Below are 18,452 nucleotides of genomic sequence, written 5' to 3'. Positions count from 1 at the left end.
GATAAAATCAAAGACCATGAAAATACTATCGGCTTTAAAAATATATGTTGCAGTGCTAGGATTGCTGCTGTGTACAGCTAAATCCTTTGCACAAACTGATCCGCATTTTTCACAATATTATGCAAATCCGTTATACCTTAACCCGGCCTTAACCGGGGTGATAGACGGCGATTACCGTGCAACGGTAAACTTTAAACAACAATGGAGTGCACTGAACAGTTCTTTCTTAACAGGTGGTGCCTCCTTCGACATGGCACCAAAAAAGAACTTCGCATTTGGTGCAACCATTTTAAACCAAAGGGCAGGGGAGTTAGATTTTAACTACCTGTCGGCATTGGTATCCGGTTCGTACCGTTTGAGGTTTGGGGCCGAAGGTTTACAGATGATTAGTTTTGGATTACAGGCGGGGATTATTAACCGTAGTTTCGATTTCTCTCAAGCCAGGTTCGGCAACCAGTTTAATCCGATTTCGGGTTATGATGGTGGAATGATGAGTGGTGAAACACTTTCATCACAGTCTTCATTGGTTCCGGATGTTAATGCAGGGATCATGTTCTTTGATGGTAACCCGAATAAAAGTGTTAACGTTTTCTTAGGCGCAAGTGCAGCACATTTAACACGCCCAACCGATCGTTTCTCTGGTTCAAACTCACGTATCCCTGTTCGTTTTACGGCTCATGGCGGTGCGCGGATCAAGGCTTCGGAGTTATTGGATATCGTACCCAACGCATTGTTTATGTATCAGGGTAATACAAACGAAGTTTCGTTAGGGGCTTATGCACAACTTAACGTTAATCCATCAGCAAACATTTTGTTTGGTGGTAACTACCGTAATAAAGATGCTGCAATTGCCTTTGTGGGCCTTCAGTTAAAAAACATGGTGTTCGGATTAAGTTATGATGTTAATACCTCTACTTTCAATCGTGCATCAAACAGTAATGGTGGTTTAGAACTTTCCATATCACTTATTGGCCGTAACGGAATTATTGGTCCAAACTTCTTTTGTCCACGTTTATAATAGAAATCCAAATGAAAAAAATATTACTCTTTTTGTTAGTGGCATTTGGCAGTTTTGCAAACGCTCAGTATGTGGTAAATTATAAAAAGGTTGCAGATACTTATTTTGAAAATAAGGATTATTATGCGGCATCTACTTTTTATAAAAAAGCCTTAAAAATTACCGGCGATAGCAGCCAGGTTATTTTGCCATATGGTAAGGAAAGAAAATCGGCAACTGATGATAAAGTGATAGAAGATTATGAAGGATCGATTTATAACCTGGCCGAATCTAGCAGGTTATACAGAGAATTTACTGAGGCCGAAAAATATTATGGGGTAGCGATAACCTTTACCAATACACGTTTTAGAAAAGCCTTGTTTTATTATGCCGAAAGCTTAAGGGCAAACAAAAAATTTAACCTGGCTATTGATGCCTTTCAGCAGTTTATCCAAAAAAATCCTGGTGATGTTTTGGTAAAAGATGCCCAAAAAGAAATCGAATCGTGCAAATTTGCGATCGAAGAAATGCGTTTTCCACGTATGGTTCAAGTCAAAAAAATGCCAGCTAACGTCAATGGCCTAGGATCTAATTATGCGCCTGTTAAAATTAATAACGAATTTTATTTCACCTCATCGCGCCCTGTTGCCGTAGGAAGTAAAAAAGATATGGTTAAAACTGATGCCGGAGAAGTTCAGGTATCCACTAAAACCAATCCTTTTATTAATAACCTTTATTCAGCTAAAGGCGAATTAACTGCTGCTGATGTGGCTGTAAAAAAGATTGATATTAATTTTCCTAAAAATGTAGAGATTGCAGCGGCCAGCTTTACACCAGACGGAAATACTGTGTATTTTACCACCTGGAGAGAAAAAGAAAAATATGCGATTTATAGCGCTAAAAAAACGGGCGATAAATGGTCAGATCCGCTACCGGTTGGATTACAGGTAAACAGTAAAGATTTTAATTCATCACAACCTTTTGTAACCAGCGATGGTAAGTTCCTTCTTTTCTCATCAGATAGAAGTGGTGGTTATGGTAAATTCGATCTTTGGTATTGTGCCGTGCGCGAAGACGGTTCATTAGGTCAGGCGGTAAATTTTGGTCCAACCATTAATACCGAAGATGACGAACGTGCACCATACTACAATCCATTAACCAAGAAGTTATTGTTTAGTACCGATGGACGGGTTGGTTTCGGTGGTCTTGATTTCTTTGAATCAGAAGGCGATCTGGTAAACTGGTCTAATCCTAAAAACCTGGGTTATCCATTCAACTCATCAAAAGATGATCTTTACTTTACCGCAACTGATGATAAAGGAACAAAAGGTTATATCAGTTCCGATCGCGAATCATCCTGCTGTTTAGAATTGTTTGAAGTGAAAAAAGAATTCCTTTCTATCGCAGGCCTTTTAACCGATTGTAAAACTAAATTGCCTTTAGCAGGTGCCGATGTAACTTTAACCAATGCCGAAGGACCACAGAAAATAACAACTGGTAGCGATGGTATTTACAGGTTTAAAGTAGATTCAAAAAGACCAATTAAATTGCTTTTTGCAAAAGATAATTATTTCGCAGTAACTAAAAACTATCCTTACGAAGAACTGGCAAAAGCAGATACCTTGATTTATAAAGATTACTGCTTAAGCCCTTTCAAATTGGGTATTCCGATGGCTTTGGATAATGTTTATTACGAGTTTAACAGTGCCGAACTGACCGAACCTTCTAAAAAAGTGTTAGACTTCCTGATCCCGATTATGGAAGATAACCCTGAAATGGAAATTGAATTAGGTTCTCATACCGATAACATCGGAACAGATGAGTATAATTTAGATCTATCGAACAGAAGAGCAAAATCTTGTACCGATTATTTAGAAAGTAAAGGGATTGCTGCGGCCAGAATGACCTCAAAAGGTTATGGAGAATCGATGCCGATTGCACCTAATGAAATCGTAGTGAAACGCAAGAAAAAAGATAATCCGGAAGGAAGGGCGAAAAACAGAAGAACAGAATTTAAAGTAACCAAAAAATAAAATATAATCACATCCCGGTGAGCCATCTTCCTAAAAAGAAGATGGCTTTTTTGTTTTAATTAAGCTGGTCCGGATTTGTATTCCCACTGATTAGATGATAAACGCAGAACCGGAAACTTATTTGTGAACTGAAAACTGCCAACTGAAAACTGATAATCTAAATTAATCATTGCAGGTTCGGATTTGTAATCCCGCTGATTTTAGATGGTAAACACAGAACCGGAAACTGATTTGTGAACTGAAAACTGCCAACTGAAAACTGATAATCTAAATTAATCTTTGTAATTTTCCCCTGACATTTAAATTCAATGAAGCTTAATATCCAACCAACTGTAATTTTTAGAACACCTAAATTTTCATATCAATCCGAACTGGTAGATTGTTGGGAGGAATTAAAACTGGCCATATCCATATCTTCGGCAGCTTTTTACGAAACCATAAAAGAAGTAAAAGCAAACGAACTTAAAGATCTTCCACCTAAGGTTTATTTTACCATCTGGAAATATTTTAACCGTGCGAAATTCCGGTCAACCCCTTACGGCACTTTTGCTGGTTTTAGTTTATTAAACGATGCCATTAAGCCATCTGAAAGCAGAATAGTAATTGAAGAAACCCAAAAGCTCCGCGAACTGGTTGATTGGCCATATAAGAATAATATTCAATTGCCATTTGCAGAACTGCTGCAAAAAAACTGTCTCCTGTTTAGTAATACTAGTTATTATTTAACGCCTAATAGTATTCGTTATATCGCCTGTACTGATGGTGTTTTCGAACTGGCCGAGTTAGATCAGGACGACTTTGTAATACAAATATTAGCGGCCTGCTTAACACCGGTTAGGCTTAACGATCTGGTAAAACAATTAAATTTAAATGAGGCTGAAACCGAAAACCTATTTGCTTTGCTGCAGGATATGCACGATTTACAGCTTGTTTTTACCAACTACGATCCCAATATTATAGGTGATGATTATTTTGAACGTTTAGGCCTCACCGCTACAGCCGACTTGCCAAAATATCTTATCGCACAGCGTAACGTTTTGTCGGGTGGTATTAATGATCGTTTATTTCAGGCTATTCCAGGTCTGATCAATATGCTTCATGATATAATGCCTGCGAAAGATCGTGATGCGCTGAGCCAGTTTCAGCTCAGGTTTAAAAAGAAATTCGAAGATCAGGAAGTACCGCTTTTATTGGCACTAGATCCCGAAATGGGGGTAGGTTATGATGAGCTGGAACAGGCCGGTGAAAACAGCGGGTTTATCACACGTTTCAATAATAAGCCGCCAAAAAAAGCGGAAAGCGAAAATATTAAAACGGCATTAAAAACTTACCTGACCGCGCAGAACTTCGAAAAAGATAAAACTGTTTATCTGAACAAACTGGCCTTAAAGCCGAATGATAAATTAGTATCGCTACCCAATTCATTCAGCATGGTAATGGCTGTTCACGACGATTTGATTTTTATCGAACAGATCGGTGGAGCAACATCAAATGCCTTAAGCGGAAGGTTTACAATGGCTGCCGATGAGGTAGCACAGTATGCTGAAAATATTGCAGCTGCAGAACAACAGGCAAACCCCGAAGTACTATTTTTTGATGTGGCCTACATGGTAGAAGCCAATGTAGATAATGTAAACCGGCGCAAACTGATTTATGGACATCAATTATCAATCTTAAATTTCGATACCTCAGCATCGCCACTTGCCTTAAATGATATACAGATTTCAGTTCGGGGCACAGAGATTATTCTTCGCTCTAAACATTTAAATAAACGGTTGGTGCCGAGAATGGCTTCGGCCTATAACTACACCCGTTCAGATCTTTCTGTATTTAGGTTACTGTGCGATTTGCAACATCAGGGTTTACAAACAAACCTTTCCTTCCCACTTGATACTATTTTCCCTGATCTGGATTATTATCCAAGGTTACAATATCAAAATATAGTTTTAAGCAGTAATAAATGGAAAATTAAAAAAGAAGCCCTCTTAGGACCAGATCAAAAGTGGCTATCCATTACCGATTGTAGAGCATACCTGTGCAGTTTAGGTGTTAGTGAATATTTTAAAGCGGGTATATCCGATCAAACTTTATGCTTTGCTTTGCAAAACGACGATGATTTAAATGCTTTTTTGCAATATGTGCAAAAACATGGCGGTACTTACATTGAAGAAACTTTACTGCCTCAAAACAGTATCGTGGTTGATGAAGCAGCCAAACCCTATTTTGCTCAGTTTGTTTTAAGTATAGGGCATGGCGAACAGGTTTATCGTGGTTTAACTAAAACTGCTGCAAACGCAGGGGTAACGCGATTTTTCCTGCCAGGCAAAGAATGGCTGTATTTCGAAATTTATTGCCACCAGCAGCGCAGTGATCAGATTTTAACAGAAGTAATTGCACCTTTCCTCAGCCATCATACAGATCAGATCAAGTCGTGGTTTTTTATCCGCTATAATGAAAATGGAAACCACATCAGGTTTAGGGTTCAGCTAAACGATCCTATGGATGGGCAGCTGTTAACCTCAAAATTTATGGATGATCTGGAATTGTTCATAAATTCAGGACTGGTATCCGATGTGCAGATTAAAACCTATAAGCGTGAGTTAGAGCGTTATGGTCATAATATGATTGAAGATGTTGAGCAGCATTTTGAGCTGGACAGCGAATTTGTATTATCACTTTTAGCAACCCAGGCTGTTGATTTTAACAAATATAAAGGGTGTAGCCTTTTGGTCTCAAAGATTATCGAATCCAACATTCTGGATAAGCCGGCTATCCAGAAAATAGTGAAGTTAATGTCTGATAACTTTAATGAGGAACACCGGTTAGATGCCGCTGATTTTAAGCAGTTAAACAACCACTATCAGGAGTTTCGTAAAACAGAATGGACAGCATTAACAGCAGAGCAGGAGCAGGGCTTTGGCATATTTTCAGATTCGTTTATCAGCATTCTTAAACAATGTGCGCCCGAAAATGCACTAAAGCTATTAACCGATTTAATGCATATGCACGTAAACAGACTTTTCAGCAAAGACCAGCGAACACATGAAATGGTCATGTACTATTTTCTGCTAAAAGATATTCAGCGTCAAAATGCAATGAAAGTTTAACGGTTTAACCTGGCCAGCGGGTTGACTACAGTTACCTCTATTTCGGTAATATAACGGTTAAGGGGATCTTTGTAATACCTGAAGATATAATCATTGCCATAAAAATTACTCAGTCGCTTGCCAATATTGTCAATTCCAACATGATGGCTTTCGGTCTGTTTGCCTTTATTATCATTAATCATGTTGATGGTGCTGATATTTAGACTATCTTTTTCGTAAGCAATTTTAATCAGGGCAGGTTGAGTAGAGTGCGAAACATTTCCGTGCTTAAAGATGTTTTCTACCAAAGTTAATAAGATCAGTGGTGGAAACCTTAATCCGAACATATCGCCCGTTACTTCAAGTTCCAGGTTAATGGTGTTTGCCGTTCGGAGTTTATGGAGATTGATCAGGTGTTCAATTTGCTCAATTTCTTCACTTAGTGGAACCATCTCTGATGCTTCAGGACGTTTTAGTGCATAACGCATCATTTCGGCCAGATTCATAATTGCATCTGCCGCCATGGGTGCCTTTTTGCGGGCGTCGTTATAAATAAAGTTTAAAGTATTAAAAAGAAAGTGTGGGTTGATCTGACTGCGGAGATAATTGTTTTGCGATTGAACCAGATCATTCTCTAAAGCCTGTTTCTCTATCTGGGTAACCAGGTTTTGTCGTTCTAAAGCTTCTACTTTCTTCTGATCTTGAAATGATTTGATTAGATAAACATAACCCGTTGCAAAGCCGATAAAGTATAAGGATCTATACATGCAGGAAAGTATGAAATCACGAGGGACAAAATTCGCCATGTTGAATTCTATGACCCCGATTTTTTGAAATAATAAAAGGAGTACATAACTTGCTGCGATGTAGGTTACTAACATAGCAGCAATTAGTAATAGAATGTTTACAATTCTGAGTGTGGTATTTTTTTTACTTAATACTTTCTTGAGCAAAAATGTATGAAGATAAAAAGTAGAAATATTAGTTAAATATATAAGAAGATAAATGCCTGGTGGTTTGAACTGTTTAGATGCATAACCTAAAATAAATACTTCATATATGATGTAAATACTCCAGATAAGTAGGTGGAGTTTGTATTTTTTATATAATGTTTTGAGGATTGAAAAAGTCATTTTTTCGCTTTAAATCTATTGAAATAGGGTTTTTATCTCCTAAAATTGGGGTTTTGTGTAAAAAAGTAGTTGAGGTTAATTTTGCGCCGCATCTTTACAGAAATTAATAACAACAATAAATAATCACATTAAAATATAAATATCATGAAAGCTCAAAACACAACTAAACTAGCTAAAAAAACTGTTTTCGTTTATAAAAACATCAAAGCTCAAAATAATTATTCAACTACACCTACAGGTGACCAAAGCCACACAGTAGTAATGACTAGCTGGATCGTAGACCTTTAGTAGTTTATTGATTTCGATTAGATTTTAACAAACTGCTCTGTACATAGGCGAAGAAAGCTTCTTTATAACCTTCGCCAATTTGGATCATCTCGTTATTTACCAAACGGATTATATTTCCATCTACTTTTTTAATTGCCGCTTTAGCAACAATGTTCGATTTATTAACACGGATAAATGCGTGGTTTTCTAAGGCCTTTTCAATTTCCTTCAGGGTAAGGTAGGTAGTGTGGGTTTCAGATTTAGTAATAATCTGTATATAATTCTGTAGCGCTTTGATGTAAAGTATTTCATCAATAGCGATGTTAGAAAAAGCATATTTATGGTCGCCTTTAATATAAAGTGCCGCTACCTGATCAGCTTCTTTCGTGCTCACTTTGGTATTATTTGCTTCCTTTTTTAAAATCCTGTCAATACCTAATGCAAATTTTGCAAAGGAAATAGGTTTTAATAAGTACTGATCTGATTGTACATCAAATGCTTGCAAGGCATAATCAGGATGCGCAGTAGTAAAAATCAAATATTTTGCTTTTTCTCTGATATTTTTAGCCAGCTCCAATCCATTGATCCCTGGCATATCAATATCCATAAACAATAAATCAATTTCGTCCTCGATACTTATCTCTGTAAGTGCCTGGACAGGGCTGGTAAAGGTTTTAAAAACTGTTAAACCAGGCATTTCCGCAATGTGGTCAGTTAATACTTCAATTGCATGTTGCTCGTCGTCTATAACAACGCATTTTAGATTCATGAGTATAAATATGTTTGTTTTATTTGATTTGAATGCAAGTTAAATAAAAATGAATTGAATTAACAATAGCACTAAAAAAACTTATCCAGGGTTTCGTCTAAAAAAAACCTGGGTTTCGTGTAATATTCTGGGTAGTTGATGTAAAAAAATTATCCGAACCCCTTCTTTTTATAATCTTTATACTGTTTGCCAAAAACAAAAACAGTTAGCAGTGAAAACTACTAGTTGTGAAAAACATCTGCCTGCCCAATCTTGTGTAGCCTGTAGATAATAAAATTAAAAACAGGCCATACAATACTGGGTTAAAGATTATTAAAAACTAAAAAAGATAAATTACCGAAAAGCAAAGAAATATTCCCCCTACATCTACCAAGCCTCCACATGAAACACAACGAATACGAGTATTTACTTAATAAAATCTACTACAAGGGGATTCTAAAAAATCAAGGAATCAACGCAGATATGTACCAGAGAATGCAAAATGAGTATAGCAATCTTGACGGACAGAAGCCTGTTAAAGGCAAGTTAGATGGCGAATACGCATTCAGAAAATCTTTTTTAGTTGTACGTAATTACGTTCAGCAAGCCATAAAAGATGGCATGAAAAGTTTTCAGTTTACCATGCGGGCAACTGATATCAATAAATTAACTTACATGGTTGATATGTTGAACAGAAACTTTTTTGATAAACAAAGTTTAGATCAAATTATTATCACTGCAAATTCGGTATTTAATCAATACAATTTAAAAAACTAACTACCTATAATAGATAACAACATGGAATTGAAAGACGAAATCGGGCAGTTTGCCGTAAGAATTAAGAAAATGCTTCCACAAGTTCAATCTGAGGATTTAACAAGGAACGCGTTAGTTATGCCTTTTATCCAAATCTTAGGATTTGATCCCTCAGAGGTTCAATCTGAAGCCGTTCTAGACTTCGGGGTTAAAAAAAGTAAAAAAGTGGATTACACCATTATGAAAGATGGCGAACCAACCATTCTGGTTGAATGTAAACACCACAACGATAATTTAGATATTCACGATTCACGTCTATCTAAATATTTCCGTAAAACAAAAGCTAAATATGGTTTATTAACCAATGGTTTAGTGTACCGCTTTTACACAGAAAAAATGGTGAGATCTAAGAAAAATCAAGAGCCATTATTCGAATTTAAAATAACCGATACTAAAGCCGCTACCATTGCTAAAATGATCGAAGATCATAAAGATTACTTTAATGTAGATCAAAAAGCGAACGTTGCAAGCTAAACAATATTAATTTTAATCTAAGAGTTCCCGAAAATTCTTGCCTAAAAGTCTTGATCTGATCAGGACTTTTTTTATGCCCATTCACCAAAGAAAAAGGGAGAAACCGATTCGGTCTCTCCCTTTAAACTTTAACAGGTTTTCCTGATTAAATTAATTCTACGCTTCTGCTTACAAAAGCGGTTAATTCTGCACCAGTTAACATACCTTGTGCTAAAAGCGCTAAATCTACCGCTTGTTTAGCCAGGTTGCTTTGCTCTTCTCCCTCAGCCTTTAAAATTTTACTGACCAATTTATGGTTTCCGTTAATTGCAACTTTGTAATTGTCGGGCATTTGGCCGTAAAAGCCCATTCCGCCACCCATAGCAGCCATATCTTTCATCCGGCGCATAAATTCATCCATGGTAATGGTAACTGGTAATTCTTCAGGGTGTAAAGCCACAATTTCTACATGCATACCTGGTTTGGTAATGGCTTTTTCAAAAATAGTGGTTACTTCTTTTACCTGATCTTCAGTTAAAATATGCTCGTTTTGTTCGTCTTTCTCAATTAATTTATCCGCAACGCTGGAGTCAACACGTTTAATTGATGTTTTCTCTAACTTTTGCTCCAACTGATTAATAAAGTGATTATCGATTGGTGAGTCTAATACTAAAACATCATAATCTTTTTTATTCGCCGATTGGATAAAAGCATCTTGTTTAGCCGCATCGTTGGTGTATAAATAAACCACGGTGCCATTTTTATCTGTTTGTAAGGCGCTTACTTTCTCTTTATACTCAGGAAGTGTGAAAAGCTCATTTTTAGTGTTTCCAACTAAAGCAAAATCTTTTGCTTTATCGTAAAACTTCTCTTCACTGATCATACCGTATTTTACAAAAAGACCAATGTCTTTCCATTTATCTTCATAAGCTTTACGGTCTTTCGCAAATAACTCACCTAATTTATCAGCAACCTTTTTAGTAATGTAGTTGTTGATCTTTTTAACGTTGCTGTCGGCCTGTAAGAAACTGCGTGATACATTTAACGGAATATCAGGAGAATCGATTACGCCGTGTAATAACATCAAAAACTCAGGTACAATATCTTTAACCTCATCGGTAATAAACACCTGGCGTGAATATAATTTGATTTTGTTGCGCTGCATTTCGAAATCGTTTTTCAACTTAGGGAAATACAATACGCCGGTTAAATTAAAAGGGTAATCAACATTTAAGTGGATCCAGAATAATGGTTCTTCACTAAATGGATATAATTCGCGGTAAAAGTTTAAATAATCCTCGTCTGACAAATCTGCAGGAGCTTTTGTCCAGATCGGGTTGGTGGTGTTGATTATGTTATCAACTTCAACGTCGTTATACTTAGCTTTACCTTCCTCATCTACGCCATCTTCAACCGATTCTGTTTTAGTGCCAAACTTAATGGGCACAGGTAAAAATTTAGCGTATTTATCCAGGATTTCCTGCAGTTTACTTTCTGCTAAAAATTCTTCCGAATCTTTGTTTACATGCAGGATAATATCGGTACCGCGAGTGGTTTTAGTACCTTCAGTAATTTCAAATTCTGTACTGCCATCGCAAACCCAACGTGCAGGTTCAGCGCCATCCTGGTATGATAAAGTTTGAATCTCAACTAAATCTGCAACCATAAAGGCCGAGTAGAAACCTAAACCGAATTTACCGATGATTTCATTGGCATCTTTAGCATCCTTAAATTTCTCTACAAACTCACTTGCGCCAGAAAATGCAACCTGGTTAATGTATTTTTTAATCTCTTCGGCAGTCATTCCCAAACCGTTATCGCTAATGGTAATGGTTTTTGCATCTTTATCAACTGCAACTTGCACCAATGGCTGACCAACTTCGCCATTAAACTGACCTAATGAACCTAGTCTTTTAATTTTCTGAACCGCATCTACTGCGTTAGAAACCAACTCACGAAGAAAAATTTCGTTATCAGAGTATAAAAACTTCTTAATTATCGGGAAAATATTCTCAGTGTGTATCGAGATATTTCCTTTTTCCTGTATGCTCATATGTAAATAAATTGTTTAATCTACATCCTGCATAACAAGGCTTGTTCCAAAAGAATTTATTTGCCAAAATGACAGCATCCATAAATCCATCATTGCTGGTTCCGTGGTCTGTGTCTCAGAGACCAGCAGTTGCTTTTATTATTACAGTTTAATCATGATTTGCAAAGCAAAGCCTCATTATTATAAATTGAAATTTACGCTCCTTCACCATAAGCCAGTTCAATATCAATAAACTGAATAATCAGCGAGCAAATATTACCTTCAATATCAAAACCATAATAAACGGGGTAGGTGCCATCGCCAAAACCACTTTGAAAAAATGGAATATGATAATCAGTCCCTGGGATTTTCCAGTTGATCCAATCGCCACCTTCACGCTGATGAATAGGGTTTTCGGCATAATTACCTGCAAAAAGTGCCGCGAAGTAATCATCGTACAGGTTTTTACCAGGGTTCTCTCTGTTAAACTTGTCTTGAAAGGCACAGAAATGTTTTAACGTTTCCTTATCCAGCACACAAGCTAAGCCTGCATCTACATTAAAACCAAAAAATTCTCCTTCGTTAAAATCAATAAGGTCTTCTGTTCCGATTAATGCCTCTTCAAAGCGTATTGCATCATAAGCTGTAAATTGTACCTTAACGGCAGCATATCTGGCACAATCTTCACCGTCAGGGACCACTGCGGCTGCCGTTACCGGGAATTCGCCTTTTGGTACTTTAATTAAATATGGTTCAGCATCTTTCTGGATATAAACAAGTGGATCACGCACCAGAATTTCTCCTGTTGGAATAGAAACGCTTCCCAGTTCAAGGTGATCTATTTTTTTACCAGCAACTGCTGTTTCTTCAAAATAATCATTCAAATTGTTAGGGCAGGCTAATAAAGCACGTTTCTCGTTCCAGGTTGTTAACCATTCATTGCTTGGTATCATGATCATTAAATTTATAGGAAGGTGTTTTTTTTATAAAAATAAAAAAGCCAAGAGAAACTTAAGATCCTCTTGGCTAAATATTTTAATGCTGCACTAACTTAATTTAAAAGAAAACTTGGTTTATCTTCTTCCAGTGAAAGAATTTTAGAGATCTTTTTAAGCAGTACATCCATTTGGAATGGTTTTGATAAGAAATCGTCCTGACCGTAGTTTAAGGTTGTAAAATCTTTTGGATCGTATAAACCTGAAATCAGTAAAATTGGAATTTTAGAGGTGCTTTCAATGGATTTTAGCTGCTCGCACAACACACGCCCATCGATATGCCCTAGAGAAATATCCAGTAAGATTAAATCGGGACTAAATTTTTCAATTCTGTTAAAAATTTCTTCGCCATCATTTAGTGCCGAAACTTTAAATCCCCCGATTTCCAGTATTAATTGTATGGTTTCTAAAACCTCAATATCATCGTCTACTACCAGTATTCTCTTCATATGTGTTAGCATTTATATGCCGTTAAAAATATAACAAAAGTTTATGTTGTTATGTTTACAATCTTAAGAATATTTTAACAATAAATTTATAATAGCTAAAAAATAGACTTCGATTTTAACTTGCCTGTTGTACTATTCCTTCTTTATTTAAAATAAAATTAAACAGCTCTTCAATGGGTTTCTGTAGTATTTTCCCAGGTTCAATGCCATTTTCTAATAACACCGAAATTAATGTTTCCTGATAATAATAGGCGATTGAACCTACAAAATGGCAGGGAACATTTTTATGTTTAGGATAATCTTTAACGTTCGTATCTACAAACTCCTGAAAGCCGGTTCTTAAAATATCCTGAATAAATGGATGGTCTTTATGGCTGGCCATAAAACGGCTAAAACCTGCTAAATAGATGTTAGGAAAAGGTTTTTGATATACATTGGTAATAATCTGTTCCTTTTCTGAGGGGAAAGATTTTTTAAATTCTGCCGCTAAGTTGGATGGCATTTTATTGTATAAATAGCTTAAAAGTACTTTTTTTCCAAAGAAAGTACCAGAACCTTCATCGCCAAGCACATAACCTAAACCGTGGTGGCCATCGTGGATTTTCTTTCCATCGAAATAACAGATATTCGATCCGGTACCTAAAATACAGTTTAAGCCTTCAGCATTTCCGCAGGTCGCATATACCGAACCCAAAAGATCGTGGTCTACTGAAATAAAGGCATTACCAAAAACGGCCGACAGGCCATTTGAGACTACTTCATGTTTGTCGGGTGAAGAACAACCGGCTCCAAAGAAGTAGATTTCTTTTACCTCATCAGCATATTGTAATAAGGATTCATTTTTAGAAATCAGCTTGGTAATTTCTTGCTCACTTAAGAAATAAGGGTTTATTCCAGGAGTGCTAAACTTAATGGTCTCGCCATTATGATAGCCCATCCAATCGGTTTTTGATGAGCCACTATCTGCAACAAGTATCATGGGACTAAATATAAAATATCATGGGTTTAAATATAAAGATTAATTAGATAAATTTATATTTCCACTGATTTCTTTCAGTGTAGTTTCGGCTATTTTAGCTTGATATTGCATTTCAATGAAACGGTTTTTGGCATCAATAGCATTACGCTGTGCTTCTCTTAATTCTAAAGGCGCAATACTGCCTAAACGGTATTTTGCCAGGGTAATATCTAAGTTTTCTTTTGCAATATCTACATTTCGTTGTTCTAACTTAATCAAATCGAGATAAGTGCTATAATTTTGATAGGCGGTAAGCAACTGCGAATTTACATCGAGTTTGGTTTTGTTTAAGGTTAAGGCTGAATTATCGATCTCAATCTTTGCATTACGTTCTTGCTGACGCTGTAAAAAACCATTAAATAAATTTATACTCGCAGTAACGCCATAGGTAAATCCATTTGCTGCAAATTTTTGGTTAAAGCCCGTAGGGCTGGTACTGTTCGCCCGGCTATAACCAGAGTTTAGGCTAACAGATGGGTACCGTGCGCCACGGATAGATTTTAGATTTAATGAAGCAATACGTTGATTAATAAAAGCATTCTGAACATTCGGATTCTGTTGTTCAGCCATCTCGGCCATTTTGCTAAATAAAATGCCTTTATCTACATCGATATTATTTGCAACAGAAAAGGAGGTGCCAATATCTCTAACCATTAATTGATTTAAACGAACTTTAGCTACCTGTAGGGCATTTTTGGTTTGCAGGTAATTTGAAGTATCGGTATTATAATCAACCTGTGCGGTTAATACATCCAGTTTAGAACCACGGCCAAGCTGTAATTTTGTTTTGGCAATACTGGTACGCAATACTGAAACATCCATCGCACTATCTGCTGCTATTACCAATTGCTGCTGCCTAACAATATCATAATAGGCCGTAATTACATCTGCAACAGTAGTTAAAATGGTTAAGCGGGCGTTTAACTCGCCCTGCTTTTGCAATTCTTTTAAGCGATCGTAATTGGCGAACATGCTAAAACCATCAAAAATAGTCCAGTTTAAATCGGCACCATAACTGTTATTGGTACTTTTTGCGCCTGTAATTACCCGGTCAGGACCAGTGGCAGGCGTTTGTCTGGTGTTCTGGATACTTCCGCCATTGGTATAACTTCCGGTTAAGTTAGGTAACATACCCGCATTGCCGATATTGGCATTGTTCTTTGCTATGTCGATCTGGTTTTTACTGATTTTGATATCGTAATTGTTCTGTAAAGCAATGGTAATGGCTTCCTGCAAGCTCAGCTGTTCTTGTGCAAAACCCGAAAGGGATAAGCTTAACAGTAGGATAAATATTTTTAATTTCTTGCTCATCTTATTCTTCTGTATGTAAAGCTTCTTGTTCAAAACGATGGGCTTCTTTTAATTCTTTATTCGGTTTGTATGGTTTAGCCCAGTAAGAGTAAATGGCTGGTATTACAAATAAGGTTAAAACCAATGAGAATAACGTACCACCAACAATTACGGTTCCCATACTCATTCTGCTTTTTGCCGCGGCACCTAAAGCCAGCGCAATAGGTAGTGCACCAATGGCAATGGCCAAACTGGTCATTAAAATTGGGCGCAAACGCGAAACAGCCGCTTCGCGTATAGCTTCGGGGATTGGAATGCCTTTTTCTTTTAGCTGGTTGGCAAATTCAACAATTAAAATACCATTTTTAGTTACCAGACCAATAAGCATGATGGTACCGATCTGACTGAAGATATTCCAGCTTTGACCGCATAACCAAAGCGATAAAAACGCACCTGCAACGGCCATCGGTACAGTTAAAATGATTATGATCGGGTCTTTAAAACTCTCAAACTGCGCCGAAAGAATTAAATAAACCAACAGAAGGGCCAGGCCGAACGCAAAAAAGGTATTTGAAGAACTTTCTTTAAAATCACGCGATTCTCCACTTAAATCGGTAGAGAAAGTTTCATCCAACACTTTTTTAGAAATGGCATCCATGGCATCTATACCTTCACCAATGCTTTTACCAGGTGCTAAACCCGCCGAAACAGTTGCCGCGATAAAACGGTTGTTCCTGTAGAGCTGTGGCGGACTACTTTCTTCTTTCGCTGTAACTACGTTATCGAGCTGAACCAATTCGCCCTTATCATTACGCACATAAACCGAACTCAAGTCTAGTGGGTCTTTCCGGTCGCCGCGATCAAACTGGCCAATTACCTGGTATTGTTTTCCATTCATGAAGAAATACGAAAATCTTTGACCACTTAAACCTAAATTTAAGGTTTGGGCAATAGCAGATATGGAAACACCTAAATTTTTTGCCTTATCTCTGTCGATGGTTAAGTTGATTTCAGGTTTATTAAATTTCAGGTTGACATCCGAAACGGTGAATGTTGGATCTTTCGATACCGCATCCATAAACAAAGGAATTTTCTCTCTTAGTTTTTCGAAATTTTGTGCCTGGATGATATAACTGATGGGCAAACCACCTCGACGGCCAACGGAAATAGTGGGCTGTTGGTTCACAATGGTTTTACCTTCTGTATATTTTTTTGTGACGCGGGTAAGCATATCCGCAATGTCTTTTTGCGAACGTTTACGATCTTCAGGATCTACCAGCCCCATTCTTACAAAACCCGAGTTTACCGAGCCTGATCCACCAAAACCTGGTGAGGTAATGGTAATGTTTACGTTTTTCTCGGGCACAGAATCAAGAACCAGTTGGTTCAGTTTCATAATAAACTGATCGGTATAGGTAAATGATGCACCCTCAGGGGTAGTTGCATTAATGTTTATCGCACTTCGATCATCATAAGGAGCGGTTTCTTTTGGTAAAATCTTCCAGAATAAGAAAATTAAGCCCATACAAACCAAAATAATCGGAACAGAAAGCCATCTTTTATCCAAAAACTTATTCAGGTTCGATTCGTAGGCATCATTTAACTTCACAAAATACGGTTCTGTCCAGTTGTAAAACCTGGATGGTTTATGTCCACCTTTTTTCATCAGATAGGCATTTAACATCGGCGTTAAGGTTAGTGATACAAAGGCGGAAACCAGTACCGCTGCACCGATTACCACACCGAATTCCCTAAATAAGCGGCCAACAAATCCCTGTAAGAAAATTACCGGTAAGAATACGGCTGCAAGGGTAATGGAAATCGAAATTACAGCAAAAAAGATTTCATTTGATCCTTTAATGGCTGCCTCAAATGGCGACATACCTTCTTCAACCTTTTTAAAGATGTTTTCGGTAACCACAATCCCGTCATCTACCACCAATCCGGTGGCCAGCACAATAGCCAACAAACTCAACACATTAATGGAGAAGCCAAAGGCATACATAATAAAGAAAGTGAAAACCAGCGATACCGGGATATCGATTAATGGTCTGAAAGCGATTGCCCAATCCCTAAAGAAAAGGTAAATAATCAAAATTACCAGTACCAGCGATAAACCAATGGTTTCTGCCACTTCGGTTACCGAACGTTTGATGAAAAGGGTATTATCTAATGCAACTTTCAGTTTAATATCTTTTGGGATATCGGCTTTTAACTTATCGAAACGATTGTAAAACTCTTTACTGATATCGAGATAATTGGCGCCAGGCTGAGGGATAATGGCAATGGCCACCATCGGCCTACCCGATTCGCGTAGAACGGTTTCTTCATTTTCTGGCCCTAAAACGGCATAACCTACATCTTTTAATTTAACTACCTGATTGCTGTCGGCTTTTAAGATTAAGTTGTTAAACTGACTTTCGTTGGTTAGTTTTCCTAAGGTTTTAACGGTGAGTTCAGTAGTCGCTCCGGTAATTTTTCCTGATGGCAGCTCTACGTTTTCATTGTCTAAGGCAGTAACAATATCCTGCGAAGTTAAACCATAAGCGCTCAGTTTATTCGGATCCATCCAGATGCGCATGGCATATTTCCTTTGCCCCTGGATTTGGACGCTACTTACGCCCGGAATGGTTTGGATACGGTCGGCAATTACGTTTTCGGCGAAATCGCTTAATTCCAGTGTATTACGTTTGTCACTCTGAATGGTCATCGATAAAATCGGATCCGAGTTGGCATCAGCCTTACTTACAACGGGTAAACCGTCGATATCTTTAGGTAAAGTTCTGGCGGCCTGCGATACTTTATCACGCACATCGTTTGCGGCCTCTTCGATATTTTTATCGAGGTTAAACTCTATGGTGATGTTACTTGTTCCCTGATTACTTGATGAAGAAATATTCCTGATCCCATCAATGGAGTTGATCGATTTTTCTAAAGGTTCGGTAATCTGCGATTCGATAATATCGGAGTTGGCCCCCGGATAAGAGGTTCTTACTGAAACGACGGTTGGATCAATAGATGGATACTCGCGAACACCCAAAAAGGTATAACCGATTATCCCGAATAAGACAATCAGTAAGTTCATCACAATAGCCAGAACCGGCCGTTTTATACTCGTGGTGGAGATACTCATAA

At 37.4% G+C, this 18,452-nt stretch carries 13 protein-coding genes; 5 read left to right on the top strand and 8 right to left on the bottom strand.

All coding sequences use genetic code 11. The annotated features are described in order from the left end of the window. Window positions 1–16 precede the first annotated feature (16 nt). The 3 genes from AC04QZ_RS21225 to AC04QZ_RS21215 all read left to right on the top strand — a co-directional run bounded on the left by AC04QZ_RS21225 (window position 17) and on the right by AC04QZ_RS21215 (window position 6,137). Entirely contained in the window at window positions 17–1,018 is a 1,002-nt protein-coding gene (locus AC04QZ_RS21225) for a PorP/SprF family type IX secretion system membrane protein (RefSeq protein WP_086547871.1), read from the top strand. Between the two features lie 11 nt (window positions 1,019–1,029). After that, the gene (locus AC04QZ_RS21220) at window positions 1,030–3,030 is read left to right on the top strand and encodes an OmpA family protein (RefSeq protein ID WP_478359369.1); all 2,001 of its coding nucleotides are present in this window, start codon (window positions 1,030–1,032) and stop codon (window positions 3,028–3,030) included. Window positions 3,031–3,338: 308 nt separating this feature from the next. Continuing rightward, a complete protein-coding gene (locus AC04QZ_RS21215) occupies window positions 3,339–6,137 on the top strand; it encodes a lantibiotic dehydratase (protein ID WP_478359368.1) in 2,799 nt (932 codons plus the stop codon). Here AC04QZ_RS21215 and AC04QZ_RS21210 read toward each other — a convergent pair. Together AC04QZ_RS21210 and AC04QZ_RS21205 are read right to left on the bottom strand one after the other, a co-directional pair. Beyond that, a complete protein-coding gene (locus tag AC04QZ_RS21210) occupies window positions 6,134–6,883 on the bottom strand; it encodes a sensor histidine kinase (protein ID WP_478359367.1) in 750 nt (249 codons plus the stop codon). The genes AC04QZ_RS21215 and AC04QZ_RS21210 overlap by 4 nt on opposite strands. A 658-nt stretch (window positions 6,884–7,541) precedes the next feature. After that, on the bottom strand, window positions 7,542–8,285 hold the full coding sequence (locus tag AC04QZ_RS21205) for a LytR/AlgR family response regulator transcription factor (RefSeq protein ID WP_057933128.1): 744 nt from the start codon (window positions 8,283–8,285) through the stop codon (window positions 7,542–7,544). 381 nt (window positions 8,286–8,666) lie between these two features. On the opposite strand from AC04QZ_RS21205, the gene AC04QZ_RS21200 reads away from it, so the two are divergent. Then, window positions 8,667–9,041 (top strand): hypothetical protein, encoded by a 375-nt coding sequence (locus AC04QZ_RS21200; protein ID WP_086547867.1) that lies wholly within the window; start codon window positions 8,667–8,669, stop codon window positions 9,039–9,041. Between the two features lie 21 nt (window positions 9,042–9,062). Continuing rightward, window positions 9,063–9,554 (top strand): type I restriction enzyme HsdR N-terminal domain-containing protein, encoded by a 492-nt coding sequence (locus tag AC04QZ_RS21195; RefSeq protein WP_086547866.1) that lies wholly within the window; start codon window positions 9,063–9,065, stop codon window positions 9,552–9,554. 145 nt (window positions 9,555–9,699) lie between these two features. Here AC04QZ_RS21195 and htpG read toward each other — a convergent pair whose 3' ends face one another. The 6 genes from htpG to AC04QZ_RS21165 all read right to left on the bottom strand — a co-directional run bounded on the left by htpG (window position 9,700) and on the right by AC04QZ_RS21165 (window position 18,450). Then, window positions 9,700–11,586 carry a molecular chaperone HtpG gene (gene htpG, locus AC04QZ_RS21190; protein WP_478359366.1) on the bottom strand — a complete coding sequence of 629 codons (1,887 nt, stop codon included), beginning with the start codon at window positions 11,584–11,586 and terminating at the stop codon, window positions 9,700–9,702. A gap of 194 nt (window positions 11,587–11,780) precedes the next feature. Then, on the bottom strand, window positions 11,781–12,518 hold the full coding sequence (locus AC04QZ_RS21185) for a DUF4241 domain-containing protein (RefSeq protein WP_478359365.1): 738 nt from the start codon (window positions 12,516–12,518) through the stop codon (window positions 11,781–11,783). Window positions 12,519–12,616: 98 nt separating this feature from the next. Then, window positions 12,617–13,009: a response regulator gene (locus tag AC04QZ_RS21180; RefSeq protein ID WP_230144492.1), complete on the bottom strand. Its 393-nt coding sequence runs from the start codon at window positions 13,007–13,009 to the stop codon at window positions 12,617–12,619. Window positions 13,010–13,124: 115 nt separating this feature from the next. Then, a complete protein-coding gene (locus AC04QZ_RS21175; RefSeq protein ID WP_478359364.1) occupies window positions 13,125–13,988 on the bottom strand; it encodes an N-acetylglucosamine kinase in 864 nt (287 codons plus the stop codon). 39 nt (window positions 13,989–14,027) lie between these two features. Then, window positions 14,028–15,338 carry a TolC family protein gene (locus tag AC04QZ_RS21170; protein ID WP_478359363.1) on the bottom strand — a complete coding sequence of 437 codons (1,311 nt, stop codon included), beginning with the start codon at window positions 15,336–15,338 and terminating at the stop codon, window positions 14,028–14,030. A 1-nt stretch (window position 15,339) separates the two neighbouring features. Further along, on the bottom strand, window positions 15,340–18,450 hold the full coding sequence (locus AC04QZ_RS21165; protein WP_086547862.1) for an efflux RND transporter permease subunit: 3,111 nt from the start codon (window positions 18,448–18,450) through the stop codon (window positions 15,340–15,342). Between the last annotated feature and the right edge of the window lie 2 nt (window positions 18,451–18,452).

Source organism: Pedobacter folensis, assembly GCF_056490665.1.
Note: the sequence above shows the minus strand (reverse complement) of the source record. Positions and strands in the feature narration are given on the sequence as shown.

Bases quoted from the DNA above. Each gene is read 5' to 3' on its own strand.
- AC04QZ_RS21225 (WP_086547871.1), top strand. From the start codon at position 17: ATGAAAATACTATCGGCTTTAAAAATATATGTTGCAGTGCTAGGATTG.
- AC04QZ_RS21220 (WP_478359369.1), top strand. From the start codon at position 1,030: ATGAAAAAAATATTACTCTTTTTGTTAGTGGCATTTGGCAGTTTTGCA.
- AC04QZ_RS21215 (WP_478359368.1), top strand. From the start codon at position 3,339: ATGAAGCTTAATATCCAACCAACTGTAATTTTTAGAACACCTAAATTT.
- AC04QZ_RS21210 (WP_478359367.1), bottom strand. From the start codon at position 6,883: ATGTATAGATCCTTATACTTTATCGGCTTTGCAACGGGTTATGTTTAT.
- AC04QZ_RS21205 (WP_057933128.1), bottom strand. From the start codon at position 8,285: ATGAATCTAAAATGCGTTGTTATAGACGACGAGCAACATGCAATTGAA.
- AC04QZ_RS21200 (WP_086547867.1), top strand. From the start codon at position 8,667: ATGAAACACAACGAATACGAGTATTTACTTAATAAAATCTACTACAAG.
- AC04QZ_RS21195 (WP_086547866.1), top strand. From the start codon at position 9,063: ATGGAATTGAAAGACGAAATCGGGCAGTTTGCCGTAAGAATTAAGAAA.
- htpG (WP_478359366.1), bottom strand. From the start codon at position 11,586: ATGAGCATACAGGAAAAAGGAAATATCTCGATACACACTGAGAATATT.
- AC04QZ_RS21185 (WP_478359365.1), bottom strand. From the start codon at position 12,518: ATGATACCAAGCAATGAATGGTTAACAACCTGGAACGAGAAACGTGCT.
- AC04QZ_RS21180 (WP_230144492.1), bottom strand. From the start codon at position 13,009: ATGAAGAGAATACTGGTAGTAGACGATGATATTGAGGTTTTAGAAACC.
- AC04QZ_RS21175 (WP_478359364.1), bottom strand. From the start codon at position 13,988: ATGATACTTGTTGCAGATAGTGGCTCATCAAAAACCGATTGGATGGGC.
- AC04QZ_RS21170 (WP_478359363.1), bottom strand. From the start codon at position 15,338: ATGAGCAAGAAATTAAAAATATTTATCCTACTGTTAAGCTTATCCCTT.
- AC04QZ_RS21165 (WP_086547862.1), bottom strand. From the start codon at position 18,450: ATGAGTATCTCCACCACGAGTATAAAACGGCCGGTTCTGGCTATTGTG.